Origin of the sequence: Pantoea sp. USMM079 (assembly GCF_037153115.1) — a bacterium.
GTDB classification, from domain to species: Bacteria; Pseudomonadota; Gammaproteobacteria; order Enterobacterales; family Enterobacteriaceae; genus Pantoea; species Pantoea communis.
This window is the reverse complement of record NZ_JBBCKX010000031.1, coordinates 33,749-54,284: the sequence shown is the minus strand read 5'-3', so window position 1 is coordinate 54,284 and position 20,536 is coordinate 33,749. Positions and strand designations below refer to the sequence as shown.

Genomic DNA, 20,536 nt, shown 5'->3' with positions numbered 1-20,536 from the left:
TCGCCACCGGAGCTGATTACATCCTCATGGCTGCACGACTTTCTCGCCTGATGGGCCTTTGCCTCGCATTGCTGTTTTGTTTTTCAGCACAGGCCAATATCTTCTCACCGAACAATAACAGCCGCTTTGTGCCGGTGGATCAGGCATTTGGCTTCGATTTCAGCCAGCAGGGCAACCAACTCACACTGAGCTGGAAGGTGAAGGACGGCTATTACCTTTATCGTCAGCAGATTCATGTGACGCCGCAAAAAGCACAGATGGCACCGTTGGCTCTGCCGCCAGGACAGCCGCATGAGGATGAGTTCTTCGGCAAGAGCGAAATCTATCCGCAGGATTTACAGGTGCCGATCACTCTGCATCAGGCTGAGTCCGGTGCCACGCTCACGGTGACCTATCAGGGCTGTGCGGCCGCTGGTTTCTGCTACCCGCCCGAAACCCGCTCAGTGCCGCTCACTCCGGTTGCTGCCAATCACGACGCAACCGCCGTTAACGCGCAGCCTGCGCAACAGCGTACGCCACTGCCGTTTTCACCGCTGTGGGCGCTGCTGATTGGCATCGGCGTTGCCTTCACGCCGTGCGTATTGCCGATGTATCCGCTGATCTCCAGCATCATTCTCGGTGGCCAGCGTCGCTACTCTGCTGGACGCCTGTTCGCACTGGCGATGGTCTATGTGCAAGGGATGGCGCTGACCTACACCGTGCTCGGCATGGTGGTGGCCGCCGCAGGTTTACGTTTCCAGGCGGCGCTGCAGCATCCTTACGTGTTGATTGGCCTGTCAGCGCTGTTCATCGTGCTGGCGTTGTCAATGTTTGGCCTGTTCTCACTGCAACTGCCTTCCAGTCTGCAAACGCGCCTGACACTGTGGAGTAATCGTCAGCAAGGCGGTTCATTGCCGGGCGTGTTTATGATGGGCGCACTGGCGGGATTGATCTGCTCGCCCTGCACCACCGCACCGCTGAGTGCCATTCTGCTGTATATCGCGCAAAGCGGTAATCTGTGGGCCGGTGCGGGCACGCTGTGGCTGTATGCCTTCGGCATGGGCCTGCCGCTGATCGCCGTCACGATGTTTGGTAATAAGCTGCTGCCAAAAAGCGGGCCGTGGATGCAAAGCGTCAAAGAGGGCTTCGGCTTTGTGATTCTGGCGCTGCCGGTGTTCTTACTGGAGCGTGTAGTGGGTGATGTCTGGGGCTTGCGTCTGTGGAGCCTGCTCGGCGTCGCGTTCTTTGCCTGGGCGTTCAGCCTCAGCCTGCGTGCTAATGGCAAATGGCGCATTCTACAAATCATCATGCTCGCTGCTGCGCTGGTGGCCGCTCGTCCGCTGCAGGATTGGGCTTTTGGCAGCAGCGCCAGCGTGCAGTCTGTGGCGCATCTGCCGTTCAAAACCATTGCCAGCAGTGAACAACTGGATAGCGCACTTCAGCAGGCACAAGGTCGCATTACCATGGTCGATCTCTACGCCGACTGGTGCGTTGCCTGCAAAGAGTTTGAGAAATATACCTTCAGCGATGAAGGCGTGCGTGCCGACTTAAGTCAGCTACAATTGCTGCAAGCCAACGTCACCGCGAATAACGCGCAGGATAACGCCCTGTTGCAGCATTTACAGGTATTAGGCTTGCCCACCATTCTGTTCTTTGATGCACAAGGCAAAGAAATCCCTGACTCACGCGTCACCGGTTTCCTTAACGCTGCCGACTTCCGCGCGCATTTGCACAATCTGTCGCGTTAAACGACACTGGTTGCAGGACACTGCCCGTTCGTGCGCGAGCGGGCCCGCACTCCAGAGGAGAGTCACTTGCAACGTGAACAGATTCTTGAGCATGCGCTGAATGTGCTTGAGCAAAGCGGCCTTGCCGCCACCACTTCCCTGCAGCAGTTGGCCGGTGAGACCGGACTTGATGCAGTACATCTTGAGCGTTTCTGGCCCGACCGTGACGCATTATTGTATGACGCGCTGCGCTATCACGGTCAGCAGATTGACAGCTGGCGCCGCCAGATACAGCTCAATGAACATCTCACTGCCCAACAAAAATTGCTGGCGCGTTACGACGTGTTAAGTGAGCACGTGAACAAAGGCCGCTTTCCCGGCTGCCTGTTTATCGCCGCCTGCAGCTTCTATCCGCAGCCTGACCAACCCGTACATCAGTTAGCCGAGCAGCAGAAACGCAGCTCATGGCAGTTCACTCATGAAATTCTGGTGGATTTGGCGCTGGATAATCCGACGATGGTGGCCGATCAAATGGAGCTGATTCTCGAGGGTTGTCTGAGCAAGCTGCTAGTGAAACGCAACGTGCAGGATGTCGCCACCGCGCGTCGTCTGGCAGAGGATGTGCTGAGTATCGCGCTGTGCCGGCAGAACGGGGCACTGGCCTAAACTTTCGCAGGAGGCCCTTAAGCCCGTGCATCATGCAGGTCACGCAATCCTGAATACCGCTTTACCACCAGCAGGCACGTTGAGATTTTGCACACCCTGTCTGAAAAGCAAGCAATCAGTCACGATTGCTACGCTTTTTTGACGAAAGCCGTTGACGGCTGAAAGCCATTAAGGTTTAATGCGCCCCGTTGCCCGGATAGCTCAGTCGGTAGAGCAGGGGATTGAAAATCCCCGTGTCCGTGGTTCGATTCCGCGTCCGGGCACCAACATTCTGAAAACCCAGCTTATGGCTGGGTTTTTGCTTTTCTGCGTTTGACGTTTTCAAAACTTAATCCCTTAGCCCCCCCCCCCTCAACTTTATTATGTCCCACTTTAAGGACTTAACTCACCTTTAATCCTCATAAAGTGCTATATAAGGGACTCTACAATACATCCATTTATCATGACAATGATCCGATAGAGTCCTATAATTTGGACATTAAACGCATGACCGACGATAAAGTGTCTACATTGGGACTTTAAAGATATGACTACTCCTTCCGCATCTGCACTGGCTGAAGAAATTGGCCAGCGACTCAAGCAAGCCCGTCTAAATCGTGACTTAACGCAGACGGAGGTTGCTGAGCGCGCAGGTGTTGCACGTAAGTCTGTGCTCAATGCTGAAAAAGGAAAAGTGCCGTTCGATGTCTTTATCGCCATCATGGTAGCGTTGGATCTCACCGAAAAGCTGGAGCTGTTTCTGCCGCGTCAGGAGATATCCCCGATTCAACTTGCAAAGCTGCAGGGTAAACAAAGGCGGAGAGCTTCAGGGCAACGAAAAGATAAACCGCTCAGGGAGGAGAAATCAGAATGGTAATGGAAGTTATCAATGTTACCTATGCACAACAAGAAGTGGGTGCTTTCTGCAAAGCCGCTGTCTTAGATATTTAAACAGCATCAATGAACATAATCGCATCAAGATAAGCTGCAGGATGCCTCACGGCATCCTCAAACGACCTGCAACCGAAAATCTTCACCATTCATCCAAATGAAATAGAGAAACTTATTAATGTCAAAGCAGAAAAGTTCGCCCATCGCCCGTAGGTAGTTCAACGTTCAAGCTCAGCTTTCCGCCTAATGCCTCAACATACTTTTTTAGGCTTGAGAGTTTTATATCATCGCCTCGGGCTTCAATAGCTGCTATGGCTGGCTGTGAAACGCCCATTTTCTCGGCTAATTGTACTTGTGAGAGCTCAAGCTCTTCGCGTAAGTGTCGTAATTGAACCTCAATAATTTTATCCGCGACTTTAGCCTTAATTCTCTTCTGTGATTCTGGAGATCGTTGTGCAATGAGTTCTTCCAGTTTAGGCATGTATTATTCCTCTCAAATGCTTGCTGTATTCTTGATCTGCTAATTTGATCATTGATCGGTAAAACCGCTTCTGATTGATCCCCGTTTTGTCCCCTGCACACAAGACGATCCCCTTCCTTCTGGGATCGAATGCGAAGAACGCCCGAACAGGCCTACCATTACTTTGCACGCGCAATTCTTTCATGTTTGCATATTGAGAGCCGATGATGGTGTCTACATCAGGCCGCCCTAAATGAGGGCCGAAGATTTTCAACACTTCCAGGCTTGCGAGTACATCTTCAATCATTTCATCATCCTGCGCTTTTAGCCACGCTGCAAAATGCTCCGTTGTATCAACGCTCCAGTTGTTCAAAAGTCCCTCACATGAACTGTAGTTTATACGCCTTGGATATAAACTAGAAGTTATATTTGAAGCTTACCCTTTTTCAATACCTGAACGCTTAAGTGAGTTTGAAATAATGTTGAACTGAGATACATCGCGAATAAAACTGCAAACAGCCTGCAAAGTGCAGTTAGTCATAGGTCCCGCCCCTAAAGCTCAGAACCCATGAGCAGCATTCATAAGCTCATGCCAATTGGCCCTACAGTCATCAATGGCCTTCCCCGCTATGCTTGCCGCATCACTTATTCCTCAAGGCAGGAGAGACAATGAAAGAGATTATGGTGGTTATTGGCGCGGGTGCGATTGGACAAGCCATCGCGCGTCGCGTGAGTCAGGGCAAAACTGTGCTGCTGGCGGACCTCAATTCGAGAAAATGTGCGGCTGCCGCACAAACCTTACGTGATGCCGGCTTTACGGTAGAAACCAGCCAAGTCGATGTCAGTTCGCGCCAATCGATTCAACATCTGGTGCAGCAGGCCACTGCGCTGGGTGTTATCAAAGGAGTGATTCACTCGGCTGGAGTCTCGCCTTCTCAAGCCAGCCCCGCCACCATTTTACAAGTCGATCTTTACGGTACTGCCGTGGTGCTGGAAGAGTTCGGTCCGCACATGGCGTCAGGCGGTTGCGGAATCGTGATTGCCTCTCAATCCGGCCATCGACTGCCTGCGCTCACGGTTGAACAAAATGAAGCGTTAGCCATCACGCCAACAGAGGATTTGCTCAGCCTGCCATTTTTGCAGAACACCGCTTTCAGTGATCCTCTGTTGGCCTATCAATATGCCAAACGCGGTAACGCTCTGCGGGTTATGGCCGAAGCGACGAAGTGGGGCCAGCGTGGCGCGCGTGTCAACAGCATCAGCCCCGGCATTATCTTTACACCCTTAGCGAATGATGAGCTAAATGGCCCACGCGGCGCGGGCTATCGCAATATGCTGGCAAAATCACCCGTCGGTCGCGGCGGCACCGCCGACGAAGTTGCAGCGCTGGCAGCCCTCATAATAGGACCAGAAGGCGGCTACATCAGCGGCAGTGATTTTCTGATGGATGGCGGCGTGACGGCATCTTATTGGTACGGTGATTTGAAGCCTTGATTGATTTCCCCGCCGTACATGTCCTTCGGCGGGTTAAATATAAAATATGCAATACACCTGACCATACTTTAAATATATCTAGCCATAACCATATCCAATAAAATTATTAATCAGTAAGTTAAATACGGTGTGAATATTATTCCGTGATCCTGATTTTGTTAGCTGTAACAACGCATTCGTAACACATCACTAATCCTTTACACTCTCCTGAATTCAGAAAATCATTCATCACATGATCATCTACAAATAAAGTTAAATTTATTAACCGGCGAAATTTGCTGGTCATCCTTTATCGATCACAAGTTAATAACCCTGACAGGAGAAATAAAATGACCGCAGGAAATCGTATTTATTTACGCCGTCCCTCCGATGCCGAACCGTTACTTGAAGCGTTCCGCCGTTTACCCGCGGCGGTAGTCGCCGACTGCATGAGTCGCTTGCCTGCGCTATCGGCAGAGATCAGCCTGAAAACGGCGCCTAAAGCCCCCATCATGTGCGGCCTGGCGGTGACGGTAAAAGCGCGCTCTGGCGATAACCTGATGTTGCATAAAGCGCTGGATATGGCCGGGCCGAACGATGTCATCATCCTGTCGAATGAGGGTGACCGCAGCCAATCATTGATGGGTGAAGTGATGGCCACTTATGCCAGACAGCGCGGTATGGAAGGCATCGTGCTGGACGGCCCGGTGCGTGATATTGAGGGCTTATCACGTATGGATTTCCCGATTTATGCCGCCGGACATACGCCAGGTGGCCCTTTCAAAGATGGCCCAGGCGAAATCAACGTGCCGATTGCCTGCGGTAAAATTCACGTTTCACCTGGCGATATCGTATTAGGCGATGCCGACGGCGTGATCGTCATTCCCCGGCAGGATGCCGCGCGCATTCTCGAAGCGGCACAAGCTTACTTGATTGTTGATGAGCATAACTTTGAGCTGGCGAAAACCGGTTCACTGGAACGCGGTTGGCTGGCGGAAGCACTGCAAAACAAGCAGGTAGAAATTATCGATGATGTTTATCGATAAGCGCACGAGCGCTGTGTTATCCAGGTCGCCCGCTATGGCGACCTGGTATTGCAAACTGCGCAGCGGCTAACACACCGCATCACGGTGTACTGCTCACCATCGCCAATTTGCGCTGACGGTTTTCCCGCCATACCGCAAAGATTCCTGCCAGTGCCACAATCGATGCACCGAAGAGGGTTGTCGTGCCTGGCAGGCTGTTGAGGAACAGATAGCCAATCAGCATCGACCACACCAGCGTAGTGTAATCAAACGGTGCCAGCAGCGAGGCATCAGCATAGCGCAGGCTGAGTGTCACCAGAATCTGTGCCAGACCGCCAAACAAACCACAGCCCACCAACAGCAGCCACTGCAAGCCAGTGGGCTTTATCCAGCCGAAAAATGCCGTTGCCAGGCCAATCAACGTCGTCATCAGCGAAAAATAGAACACGATCGCGCCCGGTTTTTCGATGCCATTCAAAAAACGGATTTGCACATTCGAGGTGGCCGTACAGAGTGCGGCAATCAATGCAAAAGCAACACCAAGGCTGGCCGTAGTACTGCTGGCGCCACCTGCCAGCACGCCGCCGCTAGCCGCAAGACTGGAGGAGAGCATAATCAGTATGCCCGACAATCCCACCACCACGGCCACCCAGCGCGACACGCGCACCCGTTCCTTCAATAGCATCGCCGCCATGATTACCGTGAAAAGCGGTGCGGCGTAACTCAGTGCCGTGGCATCAGCCAGCGAGATATACACCAGCGCCAGATAGTTAAAATACATGCCGCCTGTGCCGGAGAAACCGCGAATGAAATGGCCAAACAAATTGCGCGTTTTGAGATTCTCCAGCACGTTCCCCTGCACTCTCAGCCAGATTAACAGGGGAAATAGCGCGATAAAGCTGCGGAAAAAAATCACTTCGCCGGTGGGGATAGCACCGTTCAGACCTTTAACACAGGCCAGCATCAGCGTAGCGCACAGTGCGGCGAATATCTTTAATAACACGCCTAATCGGGGATTCATGCTCTCACTCTTCTCTCTCTACCACGTGCAATCGGAGGGGTTGCCGAGAGGACAACGCGGCTTACACTAGGGAGAAAAATGTGCGCTGGATAACACTTTTTCGCTCTGCCTGAATAGAAATAACTTATCGCCATCGGTCATATCATTTCCCTATTGCATAACACGCTTTCCCTCTTTTTCGCCGCAAAACAAAGCCGATATAGTCCAGAAAAGCGAGATTTTGCGCTCCTAAGCAGTATCCACCATTGAGGGAATGCACATGACCATGAAAAGAGTGACCACCATTGGCTTGGCAATGCTGCCGTTGCTGGCTGTTTCGGCGGCGCAGGCAGATATGATGGCGAACATTAAATCGAGCGGTGAATTGAAATGCGCCGTTTACTCCGACGTACCGCCCTTCTCTTCGCCGGATCCACAAACGCGCCAGCTGGCTGGCATGGATATCGACCTGTGTCACGCTCTGGCCAAGCAGATGAACGTCAAACTGACTCTGGTGCCGACCTCTGTTGAAGCGCGGATCGCGGTGATCGCCACCGGCCGTGCCGATGTGTTGATTGCTAACCTGGCCTACACCAAAACGCGTGGTAATCAGATCCAGTTCAGCGATCCTTACTACGTGGCGAAAGAGATGCTGCTGGTGAAAGCGCCGCTGGCAGATAAACCACTGGACTATTTCAAAGGCAAACGTATCAGCGCCACCAAGGGCACCACGTCAGAGCAATCGATCCACATCAAAGGCGGTAAAGCCGTCACCTTCCAGGATTCTGCCTCCGCCTTCCTGGCGCTGGAGCAGAACAAATCGGTGGGCTTTGTCACTAACACCATGACCGGGATGAAAACCATCGCCCAGGCGAAAAAAGACGGCATCAATCTGGCGATGGTGAAAGAGCCGATGGCGCTGGAACCGATTGGTGTCGGCATGAAAAAGGATGAACCGGCCCTGCTGGCCAGCGTTAACAGCGGCCTGAAAGCGATGGACGACGATGGCACCATCGACAAAATCTGGAACACCTGGATTGGGCCAAATACCGAATACAAAATGGTGCGCGAAGAGCGCGTACAACCGCTCTCCAGCCTGAAATTTGAACCACTGGAATAATCATGCCCGTGATGTCGCACTCTGATATCCAGCCCGCCAGCGCACCCGCGCTGGCTTGTTCCTCTGCGATCGCCCTTTCCACCATTGGCGCCCGTGCGTGGCTGGTGGAAGCACCGGGCGGATTCGATCTCTCCGCTCAACGCCGCATCTGGTCACTGGCACGTTTGCTGCAGGCGGATGCGGCGGTTGAAGCCCTGATCCCCGGCGTCACTAATCTGCTGGTGCTGTTCCGACACATCCCCGAGGACGAAGCCGCCGTTCGTGCTTCGCTGCATGCCGCCTGGGATCAGGCACAGGCGATTAGCCCTCAGGGCAAACTGATTGAAATCCCGGTCTATTACGGCGGCGAGCACGCCACCGATCTGGATGCGGTTTGTCGTCACACCGGGTTCAGCGCACGCGAAGTGGTGCGCCGTCACCATCAAAGCGAATACACCGTGTTTGCTCTTGGCAGCGCGCCGGGATTTGGTTACTTGCATGGGCTCGATCCGCAATTAGCCACGCCACGCAAGAAAGTCCCCTCGCTCAGCATGTTGAAAGGCACCGTTACCATTGGCGGCGCCCAGGCCGGTGTTTCAGCGCTGACCGGCCCCAACGGCTGGAACGCCATCGGTTTTGCCGAGCTGGAAGTGTTTGATCCAATGGCAGAATCCCCCGCGCTAATGGCACCGGGCGATCGTATCCGTTTTCTGCCGCAGAGGATTGAACTGTGATCGAAATTGAACAGAGCGGCGCCCTGAACACGGTTCAGGATCTGGGGCGTTTCAACTTTCGCCATATGGGCGTCTCGGTGAGTGGTGTGATGGATCCGCTGGCACTGCGCGCCGGAAATCTGCTGCTCGGCAATGAAGAAAATGCCGCCGCCATTGAAGTTCAGCTGTTCCCGTTCCGTGTGCGTTTTTTGCAGGACAGCAGCATCGCCGTGACGGGTGCCGATTGCCGCGCCACCTTAGACGGTGCGCCATTGCCGCCCTGGTGGGGCTGCGGCGTGCGTGCCGGACAGGTGCTGGAAATGCGTTACCCGCGCAGTGGCGCACGCGGTTATCTCTGTATAGCAGGCGGCATTGATGTGCCAATGGTGCTGGGTTCGCGCAGCACGGCACTTCGTGGTGGCTTTGGTGGCCTGGAAGGCCGCCCGCTGCAGCGTGGCGATCGGTTGGCGCTGGGTGAAACACAGGCATCCTCGTTGCCCAGCAGCGGTATTGGCATTGAGCCGCCCGACAGCGCCCTGCGTGCACATTTCCCGCGTAACAGCGCAGGTGAGATTCAGCTGCGCGCCATTCCATCCGGCGAATATCCCTTGTTTGCTGCCGATGCCGGTCGCTTCTGGCAGCAATCATGGCAGGTCTCCAATCAAAGCAATCGCACCGGATATCGACTGGCGGGCGATCCGATTTTCCCGTCAAAAACCATTGAGATGCGTTCTTACGGGCTGATTCCCGGCATTGTGCAGGTGCCGCCTGGCGGCGAGCCGATCATTCAGCTCAGCGATGCCAACACGGCGGGCGGTTATCCCAAGATCGCCGGGGTGATTGAGCAGGATCTGTGGCGTTTAGGACAGGTATTACCCGGCCAATCGATCCAGCTGATCCAGAGCGATACGCGTGAGGCCATCGCCATCGAGCAACAGGTCGCAGGCTGGCTGAGCCGCTTACGTGTGAGCTGCCCACCGCTGCGTAAAGCGTTAACCGCATAATTTTCCGAAGGAACCCAAACCATGAAGATTGATGTGAACTCCGATATGGGCGAAGGCTTCGGCGTTTATCAACTGTGCGATGACGCCGCGCTGATGAAAGTGGTCTCCTCAGCTAATATCGCCTGCGGATTCCACGCCGGCGATCCGGCGATCATGACCCGAATGGTGCGACTGGCGAAAGAGAATGGTGTCGGCATTGGTGCGCATCCTGGCTTGCCCGATCGTCAGGGTTTTGGTCGTCGCGAGCTGCCGTTCAGTGCCGAAGAGATCTGCCAGCAGGTCGCTTATCAACTCGGCGCGCTGACAGCGATTGCTCAGGCAGAAGGCACGAAGGTGTCGCACTTCAGCTTCCACGCTGCGATGGGCAATATCGTCAACCGCGACGAGGCATTAGCGCACCAGGTCATGACGCTCGTCGCCCGTATTAATGCGGATCTGATTGTGTTCGCACAACCCGATACCATCATTGAGCGAGCGGCACAGGCAGCGGGCTTGAAAACCCTGACGCTGTTCCTCGCCGACCGCGCTTACGATGCTCAAGGGCGCTTAGTGCCGCGCGGCATTGCCGGCTCGGTGATCAAAGAGGAAGCGGCGCTGCGTGCCCGCGTGCGGCAGTTCCTGCAGCATGGCACCGTCACCACCTTCGAAGGGGAAGTGATAGCCGTGCGTGCCCGGTCGATCCTGGTGCACAGCGATACGCCAGGCTCACTGGCCCTCGCCACCATCGTACGCAGTGAAATCGAAGCCAGCGGCCATCAGGTGGCGCCGGCGGCAGAGGTGCTTGCTCAATAAGTTTTTTTGAATCGCCCAAATAAAAATGGCTGCCCCATCGGCAGCCATTTTTTTCGCCTTTCGTTTAACGGCAGCCAGCGCAGAATGCCGCAATACGATCGCAGCCCGTCTCTAAGCGCTCCATGCTGGTGGCGTAGGACAAGCGGAAATACGGGCTCATGCCATAAGCCGCACCCTGCACCGTCACCACATGCTGCTCTTCAATCAGCGCCAGCACAAAATCGGCATCGTTGCTGATGAAGCGTCCACCGGCACTGGTCTTGCCGATCAGCCCTTCAATGTTCACAAACAGATAAAATGCGCCTTCTGGCTTATGGCAGCGCAGGCCATCAATCGAGGTCAGACGCTCCAGCACGTAATCACGACGTTCACGGTAAATGCGCGCGCGCTCCTGCAACAGATCTTGTGGACCTTCCAGCACCGCCACTGCTGCCGCCTGCGTCAGGGTACAGACGCCGCCGCTGTTCTGGGTGTTCACATTGCTCATGGCTTTAATTAATGGCGCAGGACCACCGCAAAAGCCCAGACGCCAGCCTGTCATCGAATAGGCTTTCGACACGCCGTTCACCGTCAGTACACGGTCATACAGGCGCGGTTCAACCTGCGCCAGGGTATAGAAACGCACATCGTCATAGATCAGATGTTCATAGATATCATCCGTCATGATCCACACCTGCGGATGGCGCAGCAGCACGTCACCCAGCGCCTGCAACTCGGCTTTGCTGGCCACCGAACCGGTTGGGTTGCTCGGATAGTTCAGCAGCAGCCATTTGGTCTTGTCAGTGATCGCCGCATCCAGATCCGCTGGCAGCGGTTTAAAGCCATTCTCCTGCGCACACGGCAGCGGCACCGGCACACCACCGGCAAATTTCACGATATCGGCATAGCTGATCCATGACGGCGTCGGGATCACCACTTCATCGCCCGGATTGATGGTCGCCAGGATGGCGTTAAAGATGATCTGCTTAGCGCCACCGGCCGTCAGAATCTGGCTGACGTCATACTCCAGTTGGTTATCCCGTTTGAATTTCAGCTGGATAGCTTTGCGCAGCGCAGGCGTACCGTCGGTCGGTGGATAGCGCGTGTCGCCCGCGCGTGCAGCGGCGTAGGCGGCTTCAATCGCATGTTCCGGCGTGGGGAAATCCGGTTCGCCGGTAGAAAGTGCTACCACATCAACGCCCTGCGCCGCGAGATCGCGCGCTTTTTGGGTCATGGCAACGGAGGCGGAAACGGTCACATTCTTTAAACGATCGGCTATCTCGGGCATGTTCAATCCTGGGTTCGGGGGATGTCAGTTTTCCCTGAGCATAGGATTAGGGCCGAAGCCACGGATAATAGTGCTTTGTTGTGGTGATATAACACAAAGCGATGACTGGACCGACTGCACACTTCTGCCATAAAGGCGGCAGATTGACTCAGAATTGCGCGACAGGTCACGCCCGCACGCCTGACGGAATGTTAATAAAGTGTTACTTTCTTTCCCAGGTTACATCCCGAACCCACGATTTTCCTTGCCCGTCACTGGCAATGCTGATGGGTCAACTGCACTTATTCGGTGCAGCGCTGCATTTTTCAACACCCGCCATGCCGGCGGCTCACTAGCTCAGCACCAGCCTCAGGAGGCCCGGTAGCCGTACCCTCCTGTCTGAGTTCAATAACGAAAGCTTATCCTGGCATCAACTTTGCTTGATGAGGATATGCGTTCTGTTTGAGGGAAGTGTCCATGAATCTTCGTCGCCTGAAGTACTTTGTTAAAATTGTTGACGTCGGAAGCCTGACGCAAGCTGCCGATATCCTGCATATAGCCCAACCCGCGTTGAGCCAGCAGCTGGCTACGCTGGAAGGTGAAGTCAATCAACAGCTGTTGATTCGCACCAAACGCGGTGTCACGCCTACTGAAGCCGGGAAAACACTCTATTCCCATGCACAGTCCATTTTGCGCCAGTGCGAACAGGCGCAAAGTGCGATTGATCTGGTCGGCGCTGCGCTGAGTGGCAGCGTTTCCGTCGGGCTGGCACCGGGCACAGCGGCGCAAAACCTGGCGCTACCGCTGATGATGGAAGTGCAGCAGCAGCATCCTGGCATCGTGCTCTATTTTAACGAGAACTTCGGCACCACCCTGAGCGAGCTGATCATGAACGGGCGTATGGATATGGCGGTGATTTACGATCATCGCACCATCCATGGCCTGCGCTTCATGCCGCTGATGAAAGAAGATCTGTGCTTCGTTTGCCCGTTCAGCCTGGCAAAACCGGTGAAAGAGATCCCGCTGTCACAGGTCGCGCAATATGATCTGTTCCTGCCACGTATCTACAACATCATGCGCAAAGTGCTGGATGACGCCTTCGTGCAGAACAATCTGCAGTACCGCGTGAAGTGCGAAATTGAGTCGCAAACCACCCTGAATGCGGCGTTGAGTGCCGGTCTGGGCACCACCATCATGCCGGAATCCGCCGCACGCGCGATGCTGAAAAATGGGGATACCTGGATGGCGAAGATCATCGAGCCGGATGTGCAGGCTTCGCTGTCGTTCTGCATGTCAGATCATCTGCCGCTGTCCCAGCCTGCTGAAGCAGTGAAATCGATTCTGCTGTCGCTGATGTCGCGCCGCAACGTGGAGAATCATCCACTGACCCTGGTGGGATAAGACCCGCTTATCACCGCAAAGCGAAACCCTCTTACTGCCCGTCTGACGAACGCGCTAGATTGATTCGGTCTGTTGCCCGCTTCGGCGGGCGTGTTTCGCTTTGACGGGAACCCCATGGAAAAAACTGCGATACCGCTGCCGACGCTGCGTGCGTTGGCGCGCAAGATGCAACGATCCGGCCTTAACCGCCTGGCGTTAGAGGGCAAACAGTGGTCGGTGCGTCTGACGTTTGACCCGCCCTCCTTCTCATCCCCAACGGCGATCCCGACGCAAGCGTGCCCGCCCGTGACGCATCGCATTGGCGCGCCCCTGCCCGGCACACTGCTGCGTCGCCACCCACACAGCCAGCAAGATTTTGTCCAGCCTGGACAGCAGGTAGAACCTCAGGATCTGCTGGCGATGGTGCAGGTCGGCCTCCTGTACGTGCCGGTGCTCAGTCCCTGCAAAGGGCGGGTGCAGCCATTCCCCTCTGCAACGCGATCTGCGGTTGAATATGATGAAGAAATTCTTATTCTTCAATCGGATAATTAATCATTAATCCGGTTATAAGGGGCTCTTATCGCCTCACAGTTTTTATGTCTTATGCCCTTGCGGCATAACTGCATAAAGTCAAAAAAGACCCATTACGCCGGACACACACCTGGCGAGACGAGGAAACACAAATGCCATTCTCAGATTACAAAACCGCGCTGGTGACCGGCGCATCGGCTGGTATGGGCGAAGCGATTGTTGAGCGCCTGTGCAAAGAAGGGATCACCGTGCACGCGGTGGCACGTCGTAAAGAGCAACTGGCCGCGCTGGCCGATCGCACTGGCTGCATCCCGCATGCCGTGGATGTCAGTGACGTCAATGCGCTGACCGCGCTGTGCAAAGACCTGGAAATCGATATCCTGGTCAACAATGCAGGTATCTCTCATCCTGGTTCGATTCTTGATGCCGACGAAAACGTGGTAGAAACCCAGGTCGATGTCAATCTGCGTGCCGTGCTGCACCTGTGCCGCTTGCTGGTGCCAGGCATGATGGCGCGTGACCGTGGCCACGTGTTCAACATCACCTCGATTGCCGCCATCTACAACTTCAACGGCAACTCGGTGTATCACGCCACCAAAGCCGGGGTGCATGCCCTGTCACGCCAGCTGCGCGTGGACTGCTATGGCAAACGTGTGCGCATCACCGAAATCTGCCCAGGCCGCGTCGCCACTGATATTTTCGGCAACGTTTCAGGCGATCACGATGAGGCGCGTCGCCGCTTTATCGATGGCTTCGAGCTGCCACAGGCCAAAGATATTGCCGACTGCGTGGCCTTTGCGCTGTCTGCGCCAGTCGCCGTCAACATCGGCAACATCGAAATTACCCCGACGCTGCAGGTGCCGGGCGGTCTTTCCACTATGCGACCGGGCGACCGCACCGCGTAAAACCGTACAATGAGGTAACTGTATGGCACTTGATTTCAGCAGTGTGATAACCGGCCATTACGGCCAGATGATCGTTGACGGAACGGTGGTCACCCTTGAACTGGCGTTGGGTGCCTGGCTGCTGGCGATGGTTCTCGCCCTGCTATTGGTGGTGGTCCGCCTGACGGAGAATCGTCTTGCCGTTGGGCTGGTTAAGGCGTATGTCTCCTATCACCGCAATGTGCCCACGCTGATTCAGTTGATGATGTGGTACTTCGCGATCCCCACCCTGCTGCCGGAATCGCTGCAGATGATGATCGTTGACTACAACGCCGAGTTTTTATTTTCTCTTATCGCGCTCGGGCTGTGCCAGGCCGCTTACTTCTCTGAAGATATCCGTAGCGGCCTGCGGGCCATTCCAGACGGACAGAATGAGGCCGCCCGCGCGCTTGGCATGAGCTATGTCCGCGCCATGCACTCGGTGATTTTGCCGCAGGGTGTGCGCAATGCGCTGCCATCCGTGGTCAATCACACCGTGCTGCTGTTCAAAAACACCAGTCTGGCGATGGTGATTGGCGTGGCAGACCTCACCTATGTGACGCGTGATATCGAGAACCAAACCTTCCGTACCTTCGAATCCTACTTAGTGGCAACCGTGGGTTACCTGTTCTTCTCCCTGCTGCTGATGGGCTTGGGCGCGCTGCTGGCCCGCCGCTTCCAGCGCGTTTACGCGAGGTAATGGCGATGTTTGAGATCTTCACCATTTTGCATGACAACGGCATGCTGCTGTTAATGGGCCAGTATCCTAACGGTCCGCTGGGCGGCGTACTCTGTACGCTTTTGATCTCCGTGCTGGCAGTATTGCTGGCCTTCCCCATCGGTGTGTTGCTCGGCCTGGCGCGTCTGTCGCCGTGGCGCTGGCTGAGCTGGCCCGCCACCTGTTGGGTGTATCTGCTGCGCGGCATTCCGCTGATGATGGTGGTGTTCTGGACCTACTTCTGCGTCCCGTTGCTGATTGGCCACAACATCAGCGGCTTCGCCACCATGCTGTGTACGCTGGTGATTTACGAGAGCGCCTACATCGCTGAGATCGTGCGTGGCGGCATTCAGGCACTGCCGCACGGCCAGTATGAAGCGTCACGCGCGCTGGGTATGAGCCACCTGAAAACCCTGCGTTTAGTGATTCTGCCGCAGGCGCTGTTTAACACTTTGCCGAGCCTGGTGAGCCAGCTGGTTTCGATCATCAAAGACTCCACGCTCGGCTACGTGATTAACGTGCCGGAGCTGACCTTTGCCGCTAATCAGGTCAGCAATCAACTGCTGACCAAACCGTTCCAGGTGTTCGCCATTGTGGCGCTGAGCTACTACATCATCTGCTTCAGCCTCACCTGGCTGGCTAACAAACTTGAAGCGCATATTGCGCAGAAACGTCGCCAACCGCCGCAGGCGAATGCCAGCGTTGCACCCGCGGTGATGCTGACTAAAACCTCTTCGCAATAAGGAACCACTATGAGCCCAATGATCATGTTTAACCAGGTCAACAAATGGTACGGCGCGTATCAGGCGCTGACCGACCTGAGTGCCGAAATCAATACCGGTGAAGTGGTGGTGGTGTGCGGTCCTTCCGGGTCGGGGAAATCCACCTTGATCCGCACCGTTAATCGCCTGGAACCGATTGATAATGGCCAGATCGTGTTTGATGGCACCGACATTCACGGCAGCAGTACACGCCTCAACCATCTACGCACCCGCATTGGATTTGTGTTTCAGAGCTTCAACCTGTTCCCCCACGTCTCGGTGGCAGAGAACATCATGATGTCACCCATGAAAGTATTGGGCGTGAAGCGTGCCGAAGCGCGTAAACAAGCGGGTGAGTTGCTGGAGCGCGTTGGCTTATCACACAAAGCAGACGCCTATCCGGCGCAGTTGTCTGGCGGCCAGCAGCAGCGCGTGGCGATTGCACGTGCGCTGGCAATGAAGCCGCCGGTGATGCTGTTTGATGAACCGACCTCGGCACTCGATCCTGAAATGGTCGGTGAAGTGTTATCGGTGATGCGCAGCCTGGCGCAGGAAGGGATGACGATGATGTGCGTGACGCACGAGATGAATTTCGCGCGTGAAGTGGCGGACACCATCTGGTTTATGGATCAGGGGCAAATTCTGGAAAAATCGACGCCAGAGAAGTTCTTCACCCAACCGCAGCACCCACGTGCCCAGCGCTTCCTGAGCGATTTGCGTTCGCATTGATGCATCCCGGTCGGCAGAGCCGCCGACCGGTTTGTTGACTTCATCTCAATCAGCAATCCACCCACACCGCACCGGCATCCGCTGACTTCACGCACTGCTCTACCCAACGCACGCCCATCAATCCGGCATGCACATCGGGATACCAGAAGTCAGCCAGAAACGCCTCATTACCGCGATCGGTGGCATCCATCGCCAGCGCAAAACGGCGATAGAGATTTGACCAGGCTTCAAACAGCCCCTCCGGATGGCCGCCGCCGATACGGTCATCAGCCAGCGCACTTTTGTGCAGATAGCCCATACCACGCTCCAGAATCTGCAGCGGCTCACCCTGCACTTCATAGCGCAATTGGTTCGGCTGCTCATCCCACCACTCCAGACTGGCCTTCTCACCAATCACTCGCACTTTCTGGCCGTGCATCGAGCCACAGTTCACTGCCGAGGCCCACATGGTGCCGACGGCACCGTTGTCGTACTCCATCATCACAAAGGCGTTATCTTCCAGCGGCGCACGGGTTTTCACGAAGCTCTGGCGGCTGCACAACAGACGTTTCACCTGCAGTTTCGGCACCATGGTTTCGGCGATAAACAGCGGGTGCGTCGCCAGATCGCCCAGCACATAGCTAGGGCCAACAAAGCGTGGATCGACGCGCCACCTGGTACTTTCGTTTTGCAGTTCGACCGCTTCGTTATGGAAACCGTGCGCGAACTGCATATTGATAATGCGGATCTCACCCAGCAGCCCTTCCGCGATCATCTCGCGCGCCTGTTGGATCAGCTGATGGCCGGCATAACCGTAAGTCACACCGATGATCTTCTTCTTCTCGGCGCAGAGTTTTTCCAGCTCGTCCGCTTCTTCGGTGGTGAAGCACAGCGGCTTCTCACACACCACATGCAGACCGGCATTGAGCGCCGCACGGCAAATGGTGAAGTGGGTATTGTTCGGCGTGGCGATAGAAACGGCTTCGATGCCGTCTGCACGCGCCGCTTCCGCCGCAAACATCGTTTCGTAATCCGGATAGCAACGATCCGCGTCGACGCCCAGTGATACGCCAAACGCGCGACCGCGTTCGGCGTTAAGATCAAATGCGCCCGCCTGCAACACAAAGTTGCCATCACGCAGTGCCGATGAACGATGGATGTAGCCAATCTGACTGGTACCGCCGCCGCCCACCATGCCCCAGCGCAGTGAACGATCCAGAGCTTTAATGCCGTTAATCATGATGATCTCCTCAGAATCCGACCGATTGCAGGTAGTGAAGGCTGGCAGTGACGTCGCGCAGGCTAGTATCGGCGTTGCGCGGATCGCGCTCCTGCTCGATGGTGATCCAGCCCTGATAGTTGCGCTCAGCGAGAAACGCGCGCACTGCCGGATAATCAATCGCGCCTTTGCCAATCGGGCACATCACCCCTTCGGCGCAGGCGGCAAAGAAGTCCACGCCACGCGCAATCACATCGCGCCAGACTGCGTCATTCACATCTTTAAAATGCAGGTAATCGATGCGATCCCAGTAACGGCTCAGATAAGGGATCGGATCCATACCGGAGTAGTAGAGATGCCCGGTGTCGAGACACAAACCGGCTACCTCGTGTGGAATGTCCTGCACCAGTTGCTCCAGCTCGTCGGCGAACTCAATGCAGCCGCCCGCATGCGGATGGATCACCGCGCGCACGCCATACTCATCCCAGGCAATCTGGCTCAGGGTGGTGATGTGCTGCATCATGCGCTGCCACTCTTCACTGGAGAGGCGCGGCGCTTTATCTGACTGCCCGGCAAATCTGGCACGCTCAGGATTACCGAAATCGATAATCACCAGGTAAGGCGCGGGCAGATTATCCGCGTGGGTTTTCTCGGCAGTAGGAACCTGCGACAGGTTGCGACAGATGTTGTGTGTCAGTTCAACCATCGCCGGGAAATTGGCTTCGCTGACCAGATCGTCAAAGATCGTGCCCGCCACCAGTGAAAGCTGATGGGCTTCCAGCTGGTGACGCAGTTCAGCGGCATCGGTCGGCAGATAGGTCCACGGACCCAGCTCAATGCTTTTGTATCCGGCCTGAGCGGCTTCCGACAGGACTTTCTGCCAGGGCGGCAGGAAAGGGTTTTTAGGATCGTCGACACCCCAGCTGCAGGGCGCATTAGCAATATGAATCGTCATGATCGTTCCTTGCGGTGTTAGATAGCGCAAGTATCAAATAAAAATTTCACCAGCAGCAATCATGAAACATTCATTTTTTGATAGCGATCATGTTATATTTCATCATCAAAATGATAGATAATCTATCAAATCCATAACTGGCGCCACTTTCAGGCCAACCACTCAAGTAATGCCAACGCATTCCCGGTCAGCCAGCCTGAGAGCGAATCAGGCTGACGCTTCTCATCGCGTCGCCAGATTTCGGTGCTTAGAGGCTAAAGATTCTCACGCGTGATGATCTCAAACGGCAGCGTGACCTGAGAGAAATGCTCCCCTGATTCGACAGTTTGTTGAGTCGTGCGGACAAATTGCCGCACCATTTTCTCAATTTCATGGCGAATCATCACGGTGATTGTGCCGTCAATCAGTGCCAGTTCGCCCTCTTTCACCGGGCCGTGACAGATTAACGCCACCTTGCGCTGCGGCTGCTGGCGTAACGCATGAATCACGCCTTCAATACCGCCACAGGGCGCGTAGATTAAGGCGAGATCGGCATGCTCTTCCAGCAACTGACGCGTGGCGTGATAGCCGCCATCAATCGACTCATGGGTTTTCAGCGGCTCTAATACGCGTCGGGTGCTGTCCTGCTCGCGCAGATAGGAGCGGAAGCTGATTTCGCAGCTCTCCTGACAGGTAAAACGATGGTCGCCCACCAGCACGCCCACCGATCCCGGCTGATGCAGCAAATGCGAGGCCACCCAACCGGCAGTGCGTCCGGCTTTCTGATTATCCAACCCGAAATATCCCGCATGTCCGCAGGGCGAGAAGTTGGAAAACAGGGCGTAAACCCGCACGCCCTGGCGTGATATCTGCTCGATGGCATGGCGGATCAGTGGGTGATCCAGCGCGACTAAGCCAATCACATCCACCTCTTGCGCCAGCTTGTGCAGTGAGGCCACCACAGCTGCCACATCATCAATGTCATGCCAGTAAAACCGTGGCTCACTGCCCGCAGGATGCAACGGTTGCGTCTGTTGCCTGAGGGCATCTGTCAGCGAGTGATAGAACGAATACGATTTTGATAGCAGCACAAAACCCATGCGCAGCGTCACGTGCGCGGACTGCGACTCAGCGCTGACAGGCATAACCGGCGCCATGCGATAACCCAGTCGGTTGGCAGCTTCTAACACCTTCTGCTCGGTGGCCGCTCGAACCGGAGCCCGCCGATTCAGTACCCGATCCACCGTGGCGACGCCAACGCCAGCCGCATTGGCGATAGCGTTCATGGTGATTTTGCTCATCAACAGA

22 protein-coding genes and 1 tRNA gene are annotated in these 20,536 nt (G+C 55.4%); 16 read left to right on the top strand and 7 right to left on the bottom strand.

Translation table 11 applies throughout. The features are described from left to right. Nucleotides 1–26: 26 nt before the first annotated feature. The 4 genes from WFP70_RS24595 (at nucleotide 27) to WFP70_RS24580 (ending at nucleotide 3,228) form a co-directional block, all read left to right on the top strand. Nucleotides 27–1,727, top strand: coding sequence for a protein-disulfide reductase DsbD (locus WFP70_RS24595; RefSeq protein WP_337024664.1), 1,701 nt, complete (start codon nucleotides 27–29; stop codon nucleotides 1,725–1,727). A 66-nt stretch (nucleotides 1,728–1,793) separates the two neighbouring features. Then, nucleotides 1,794–2,372, top strand: coding sequence for a division control transcriptional repressor DicD (gene dicD, locus WFP70_RS24590; RefSeq protein ID WP_337024665.1), 579 nt, complete (start codon nucleotides 1,794–1,796; stop codon nucleotides 2,370–2,372). A 190-nt stretch (nucleotides 2,373–2,562) separates the two neighbouring features. Next, nucleotides 2,563–2,638, top strand: a tRNA-Phe gene (locus WFP70_RS24585). A 260-nt stretch (nucleotides 2,639–2,898) separates the two neighbouring features. Next, nucleotides 2,899–3,228: a helix-turn-helix domain-containing protein gene (locus WFP70_RS24580; protein ID WP_045831892.1), complete on the top strand. Its 330-nt coding sequence runs from the start codon at nucleotides 2,899–2,901 to the stop codon at nucleotides 3,226–3,228. Nucleotides 3,229–3,423: 195 nt separating this feature from the next. Here WFP70_RS24580 and WFP70_RS24575 read toward each other — a convergent pair whose 3' ends face one another. Further along, nucleotides 3,424–3,723 carry a helix-turn-helix domain-containing protein gene (locus tag WFP70_RS24575; RefSeq protein ID WP_034826692.1) on the bottom strand — a complete coding sequence of 100 codons (300 nt, stop codon included), beginning with the start codon at nucleotides 3,721–3,723 and terminating at the stop codon, nucleotides 3,424–3,426. Continuing rightward, on the bottom strand, nucleotides 3,716–4,075 hold the full coding sequence (locus WFP70_RS24570) for a type II toxin-antitoxin system RelE/ParE family toxin (protein ID WP_034826694.1): 360 nt from the start codon (nucleotides 4,073–4,075) through the stop codon (nucleotides 3,716–3,718). The genes WFP70_RS24575 and WFP70_RS24570 overlap by 8 nt, the downstream gene beginning before the upstream one ends. A 296-nt stretch (nucleotides 4,076–4,371) precedes the next feature. Here WFP70_RS24570 and WFP70_RS24565 point away from each other — a divergent pair, with 296 nt between their 5' ends. Then, on the top strand, nucleotides 4,372–5,196 hold the full coding sequence (locus tag WFP70_RS24565; RefSeq protein WP_160834328.1) for an SDR family oxidoreductase: 825 nt from the start codon (nucleotides 4,372–4,374) through the stop codon (nucleotides 5,194–5,196). Nucleotides 5,197–5,525: 329 nt separating this feature from the next. Then, nucleotides 5,526–6,221 (top strand): RraA family protein, encoded by a 696-nt coding sequence (locus WFP70_RS24560; RefSeq protein WP_034826696.1) that lies wholly within the window; start codon nucleotides 5,526–5,528, stop codon nucleotides 6,219–6,221. A gap of 79 nt (nucleotides 6,222–6,300) precedes the next feature. Here the strand turns inward: WFP70_RS24560 and WFP70_RS24555 are convergent, their stop codons facing one another. After that, entirely contained in the window at nucleotides 6,301–7,221 is a 921-nt protein-coding gene (locus tag WFP70_RS24555) for a DMT family transporter (RefSeq protein WP_337024666.1), read from the bottom strand. 259 nt (nucleotides 7,222–7,480) lie between these two features. On the opposite strand from WFP70_RS24555, the gene WFP70_RS24550 reads away from it, so the two are divergent. The 4 genes from WFP70_RS24550 to WFP70_RS24535 are packed head-to-tail and all read left to right on the top strand — an operon-like array spanning nucleotide 7,481 to nucleotide 10,808. Further along, nucleotides 7,481–8,320, top strand: a complete 840-nt coding sequence (locus WFP70_RS24550; protein WP_058961861.1) for a transporter substrate-binding domain-containing protein — start codon at nucleotides 7,481–7,483, stop codon at nucleotides 8,318–8,320. Nucleotides 8,321–8,331: 11 nt separating this feature from the next. Next, entirely contained in the window at nucleotides 8,332–9,033 is a 702-nt protein-coding gene (gene pxpB / locus WFP70_RS24545; protein WP_442956369.1) for a 5-oxoprolinase subunit PxpB, read from the top strand. Beyond that, nucleotides 9,030–10,016, top strand: a complete 987-nt coding sequence (locus WFP70_RS24540; protein WP_337024668.1) for a biotin-dependent carboxyltransferase family protein — start codon at nucleotides 9,030–9,032, stop codon at nucleotides 10,014–10,016. The genes pxpB and WFP70_RS24540 overlap by 4 nt, the downstream gene beginning before the upstream one ends. A gap of 21 nt (nucleotides 10,017–10,037) precedes the next feature. Continuing rightward, on the top strand, nucleotides 10,038–10,808 hold the full coding sequence (locus WFP70_RS24535) for a 5-oxoprolinase subunit PxpA (protein ID WP_182056997.1): 771 nt from the start codon (nucleotides 10,038–10,040) through the stop codon (nucleotides 10,806–10,808). A 64-nt stretch (nucleotides 10,809–10,872) separates the two neighbouring features. On the opposite strand, the gene WFP70_RS24530 is transcribed toward WFP70_RS24535, so the two are convergent. Further along, the gene (locus WFP70_RS24530; protein ID WP_034826708.1) at nucleotides 10,873–12,075 is read right to left on the bottom strand and encodes a pyridoxal phosphate-dependent aminotransferase; all 1,203 of its coding nucleotides are present in this window, start codon (nucleotides 12,073–12,075) and stop codon (nucleotides 10,873–10,875) included. A gap of 456 nt (nucleotides 12,076–12,531) precedes the next feature. Here WFP70_RS24530 and nac point away from each other — a divergent pair, with 456 nt between their 5' ends. From nac to WFP70_RS24500, 6 genes are all read left to right on the top strand, one after another. Beyond that, nucleotides 12,532–13,455, top strand: coding sequence for a nitrogen assimilation transcriptional regulator NAC (nac, locus tag WFP70_RS24525; RefSeq protein WP_034826712.1), 924 nt, complete (start codon nucleotides 12,532–12,534; stop codon nucleotides 13,453–13,455). A gap of 114 nt (nucleotides 13,456–13,569) precedes the next feature. Continuing rightward, nucleotides 13,570–13,986 (top strand): acetyl-CoA carboxylase biotin carboxyl carrier protein, encoded by a 417-nt coding sequence (locus WFP70_RS24520; RefSeq protein ID WP_337024669.1) that lies wholly within the window; start codon nucleotides 13,570–13,572, stop codon nucleotides 13,984–13,986. A 131-nt stretch (nucleotides 13,987–14,117) separates the two neighbouring features. Then, a complete protein-coding gene (locus WFP70_RS24515) occupies nucleotides 14,118–14,870 on the top strand; it encodes an SDR family oxidoreductase (RefSeq protein ID WP_058961855.1) in 753 nt (250 codons plus the stop codon). A 22-nt stretch (nucleotides 14,871–14,892) separates the two neighbouring features. Further along, the gene (locus tag WFP70_RS24510; RefSeq protein WP_058961854.1) at nucleotides 14,893–15,588 is read left to right on the top strand and encodes an amino acid ABC transporter permease; all 696 of its coding nucleotides are present in this window, start codon (nucleotides 14,893–14,895) and stop codon (nucleotides 15,586–15,588) included. Between the two features lie 5 nt (nucleotides 15,589–15,593). Further along, a complete protein-coding gene (locus WFP70_RS24505; RefSeq protein ID WP_337024670.1) occupies nucleotides 15,594–16,349 on the top strand; it encodes an amino acid ABC transporter permease in 756 nt (251 codons plus the stop codon). A 9-nt stretch (nucleotides 16,350–16,358) separates the two neighbouring features. Next, a complete protein-coding gene (locus WFP70_RS24500) occupies nucleotides 16,359–17,096 on the top strand; it encodes an amino acid ABC transporter ATP-binding protein (RefSeq protein WP_045816006.1) in 738 nt (245 codons plus the stop codon). Between the two features lie 49 nt (nucleotides 17,097–17,145). On the opposite strand, the gene WFP70_RS24495 is transcribed toward WFP70_RS24500, so the two are convergent. From WFP70_RS24495 to WFP70_RS24485, 3 genes are all read right to left on the bottom strand, one after another. Continuing rightward, nucleotides 17,146–18,315, bottom strand: a complete 1,170-nt coding sequence (locus WFP70_RS24495; RefSeq protein ID WP_337024671.1) for a Gfo/Idh/MocA family protein — start codon at nucleotides 18,313–18,315, stop codon at nucleotides 17,146–17,148. Between the two features lie 10 nt (nucleotides 18,316–18,325). Next, complete coding sequence (locus WFP70_RS24490; protein ID WP_166933820.1) at nucleotides 18,326–19,249, bottom strand: TIM barrel protein; 924 nt, start codon at nucleotides 19,247–19,249, stop codon at nucleotides 18,326–18,328. Between the two features lie 254 nt (nucleotides 19,250–19,503). Then, the gene (locus WFP70_RS24485) at nucleotides 19,504–20,529 is read right to left on the bottom strand and encodes a LacI family DNA-binding transcriptional regulator (RefSeq protein ID WP_337024672.1); all 1,026 of its coding nucleotides are present in this window, start codon (nucleotides 20,527–20,529) and stop codon (nucleotides 19,504–19,506) included. Nucleotides 20,530–20,536 lie beyond the last annotated feature (7 nt).

Coding starts and splice junctions, on each gene's coding strand:
- WFP70_RS24550 (WP_058961861.1), top strand. CDS start 7,481: ATGACCATGAAAAGAGTGACCACCATTGGCTTGGCAATGCTGCCGTTG.
- pxpB (WP_442956369.1), top strand. CDS start 8,332: ATGTCGCACTCTGATATCCAGCCCGCCAGCGCACCCGCGCTGGCTTGT.
- WFP70_RS24495 (WP_337024671.1), bottom strand. CDS start 18,315: ATGATTAACGGCATTAAAGCTCTGGATCGTTCACTGCGCTGGGGCATG.
- WFP70_RS24575 (WP_034826692.1), bottom strand. CDS start 3,723: ATGCCTAAACTGGAAGAACTCATTGCACAACGATCTCCAGAATCACAG.
- WFP70_RS24560 (WP_034826696.1), top strand. CDS start 5,526: ATGACCGCAGGAAATCGTATTTATTTACGCCGTCCCTCCGATGCCGAA.
- WFP70_RS24535 (WP_182056997.1), top strand. CDS start 10,038: ATGAAGATTGATGTGAACTCCGATATGGGCGAAGGCTTCGGCGTTTAT.
- nac (WP_034826712.1), top strand. CDS start 12,532: ATGAATCTTCGTCGCCTGAAGTACTTTGTTAAAATTGTTGACGTCGGA.
- WFP70_RS24530 (WP_034826708.1), bottom strand. CDS start 12,075: ATGCCCGAGATAGCCGATCGTTTAAAGAATGTGACCGTTTCCGCCTCC.
- WFP70_RS24520 (WP_337024669.1), top strand. CDS start 13,570: ATGGAAAAAACTGCGATACCGCTGCCGACGCTGCGTGCGTTGGCGCGC.
- WFP70_RS24565 (WP_160834328.1), top strand. CDS start 4,372: ATGAAAGAGATTATGGTGGTTATTGGCGCGGGTGCGATTGGACAAGCC.
- WFP70_RS24485 (WP_337024672.1), bottom strand. CDS start 20,529: ATGAGCAAAATCACCATGAACGCTATCGCCAATGCGGCTGGCGTTGGC.
- WFP70_RS24505 (WP_337024670.1), top strand. CDS start 15,594: ATGTTTGAGATCTTCACCATTTTGCATGACAACGGCATGCTGCTGTTA.
- WFP70_RS24510 (WP_058961854.1), top strand. CDS start 14,893: ATGGCACTTGATTTCAGCAGTGTGATAACCGGCCATTACGGCCAGATG.
- WFP70_RS24580 (WP_045831892.1), top strand. CDS start 2,899: ATGACTACTCCTTCCGCATCTGCACTGGCTGAAGAAATTGGCCAGCGA.
- WFP70_RS24555 (WP_337024666.1), bottom strand. CDS start 7,221: ATGAATCCCCGATTAGGCGTGTTATTAAAGATATTCGCCGCACTGTGC.
- WFP70_RS24500 (WP_045816006.1), top strand. CDS start 16,359: ATGAGCCCAATGATCATGTTTAACCAGGTCAACAAATGGTACGGCGCG.
- WFP70_RS24515 (WP_058961855.1), top strand. CDS start 14,118: ATGCCATTCTCAGATTACAAAACCGCGCTGGTGACCGGCGCATCGGCT.
- WFP70_RS24595 (WP_337024664.1), top strand. CDS start 27: ATGGCTGCACGACTTTCTCGCCTGATGGGCCTTTGCCTCGCATTGCTG.
- WFP70_RS24490 (WP_166933820.1), bottom strand. CDS start 19,249: ATGACGATTCATATTGCTAATGCGCCCTGCAGCTGGGGTGTCGACGAT.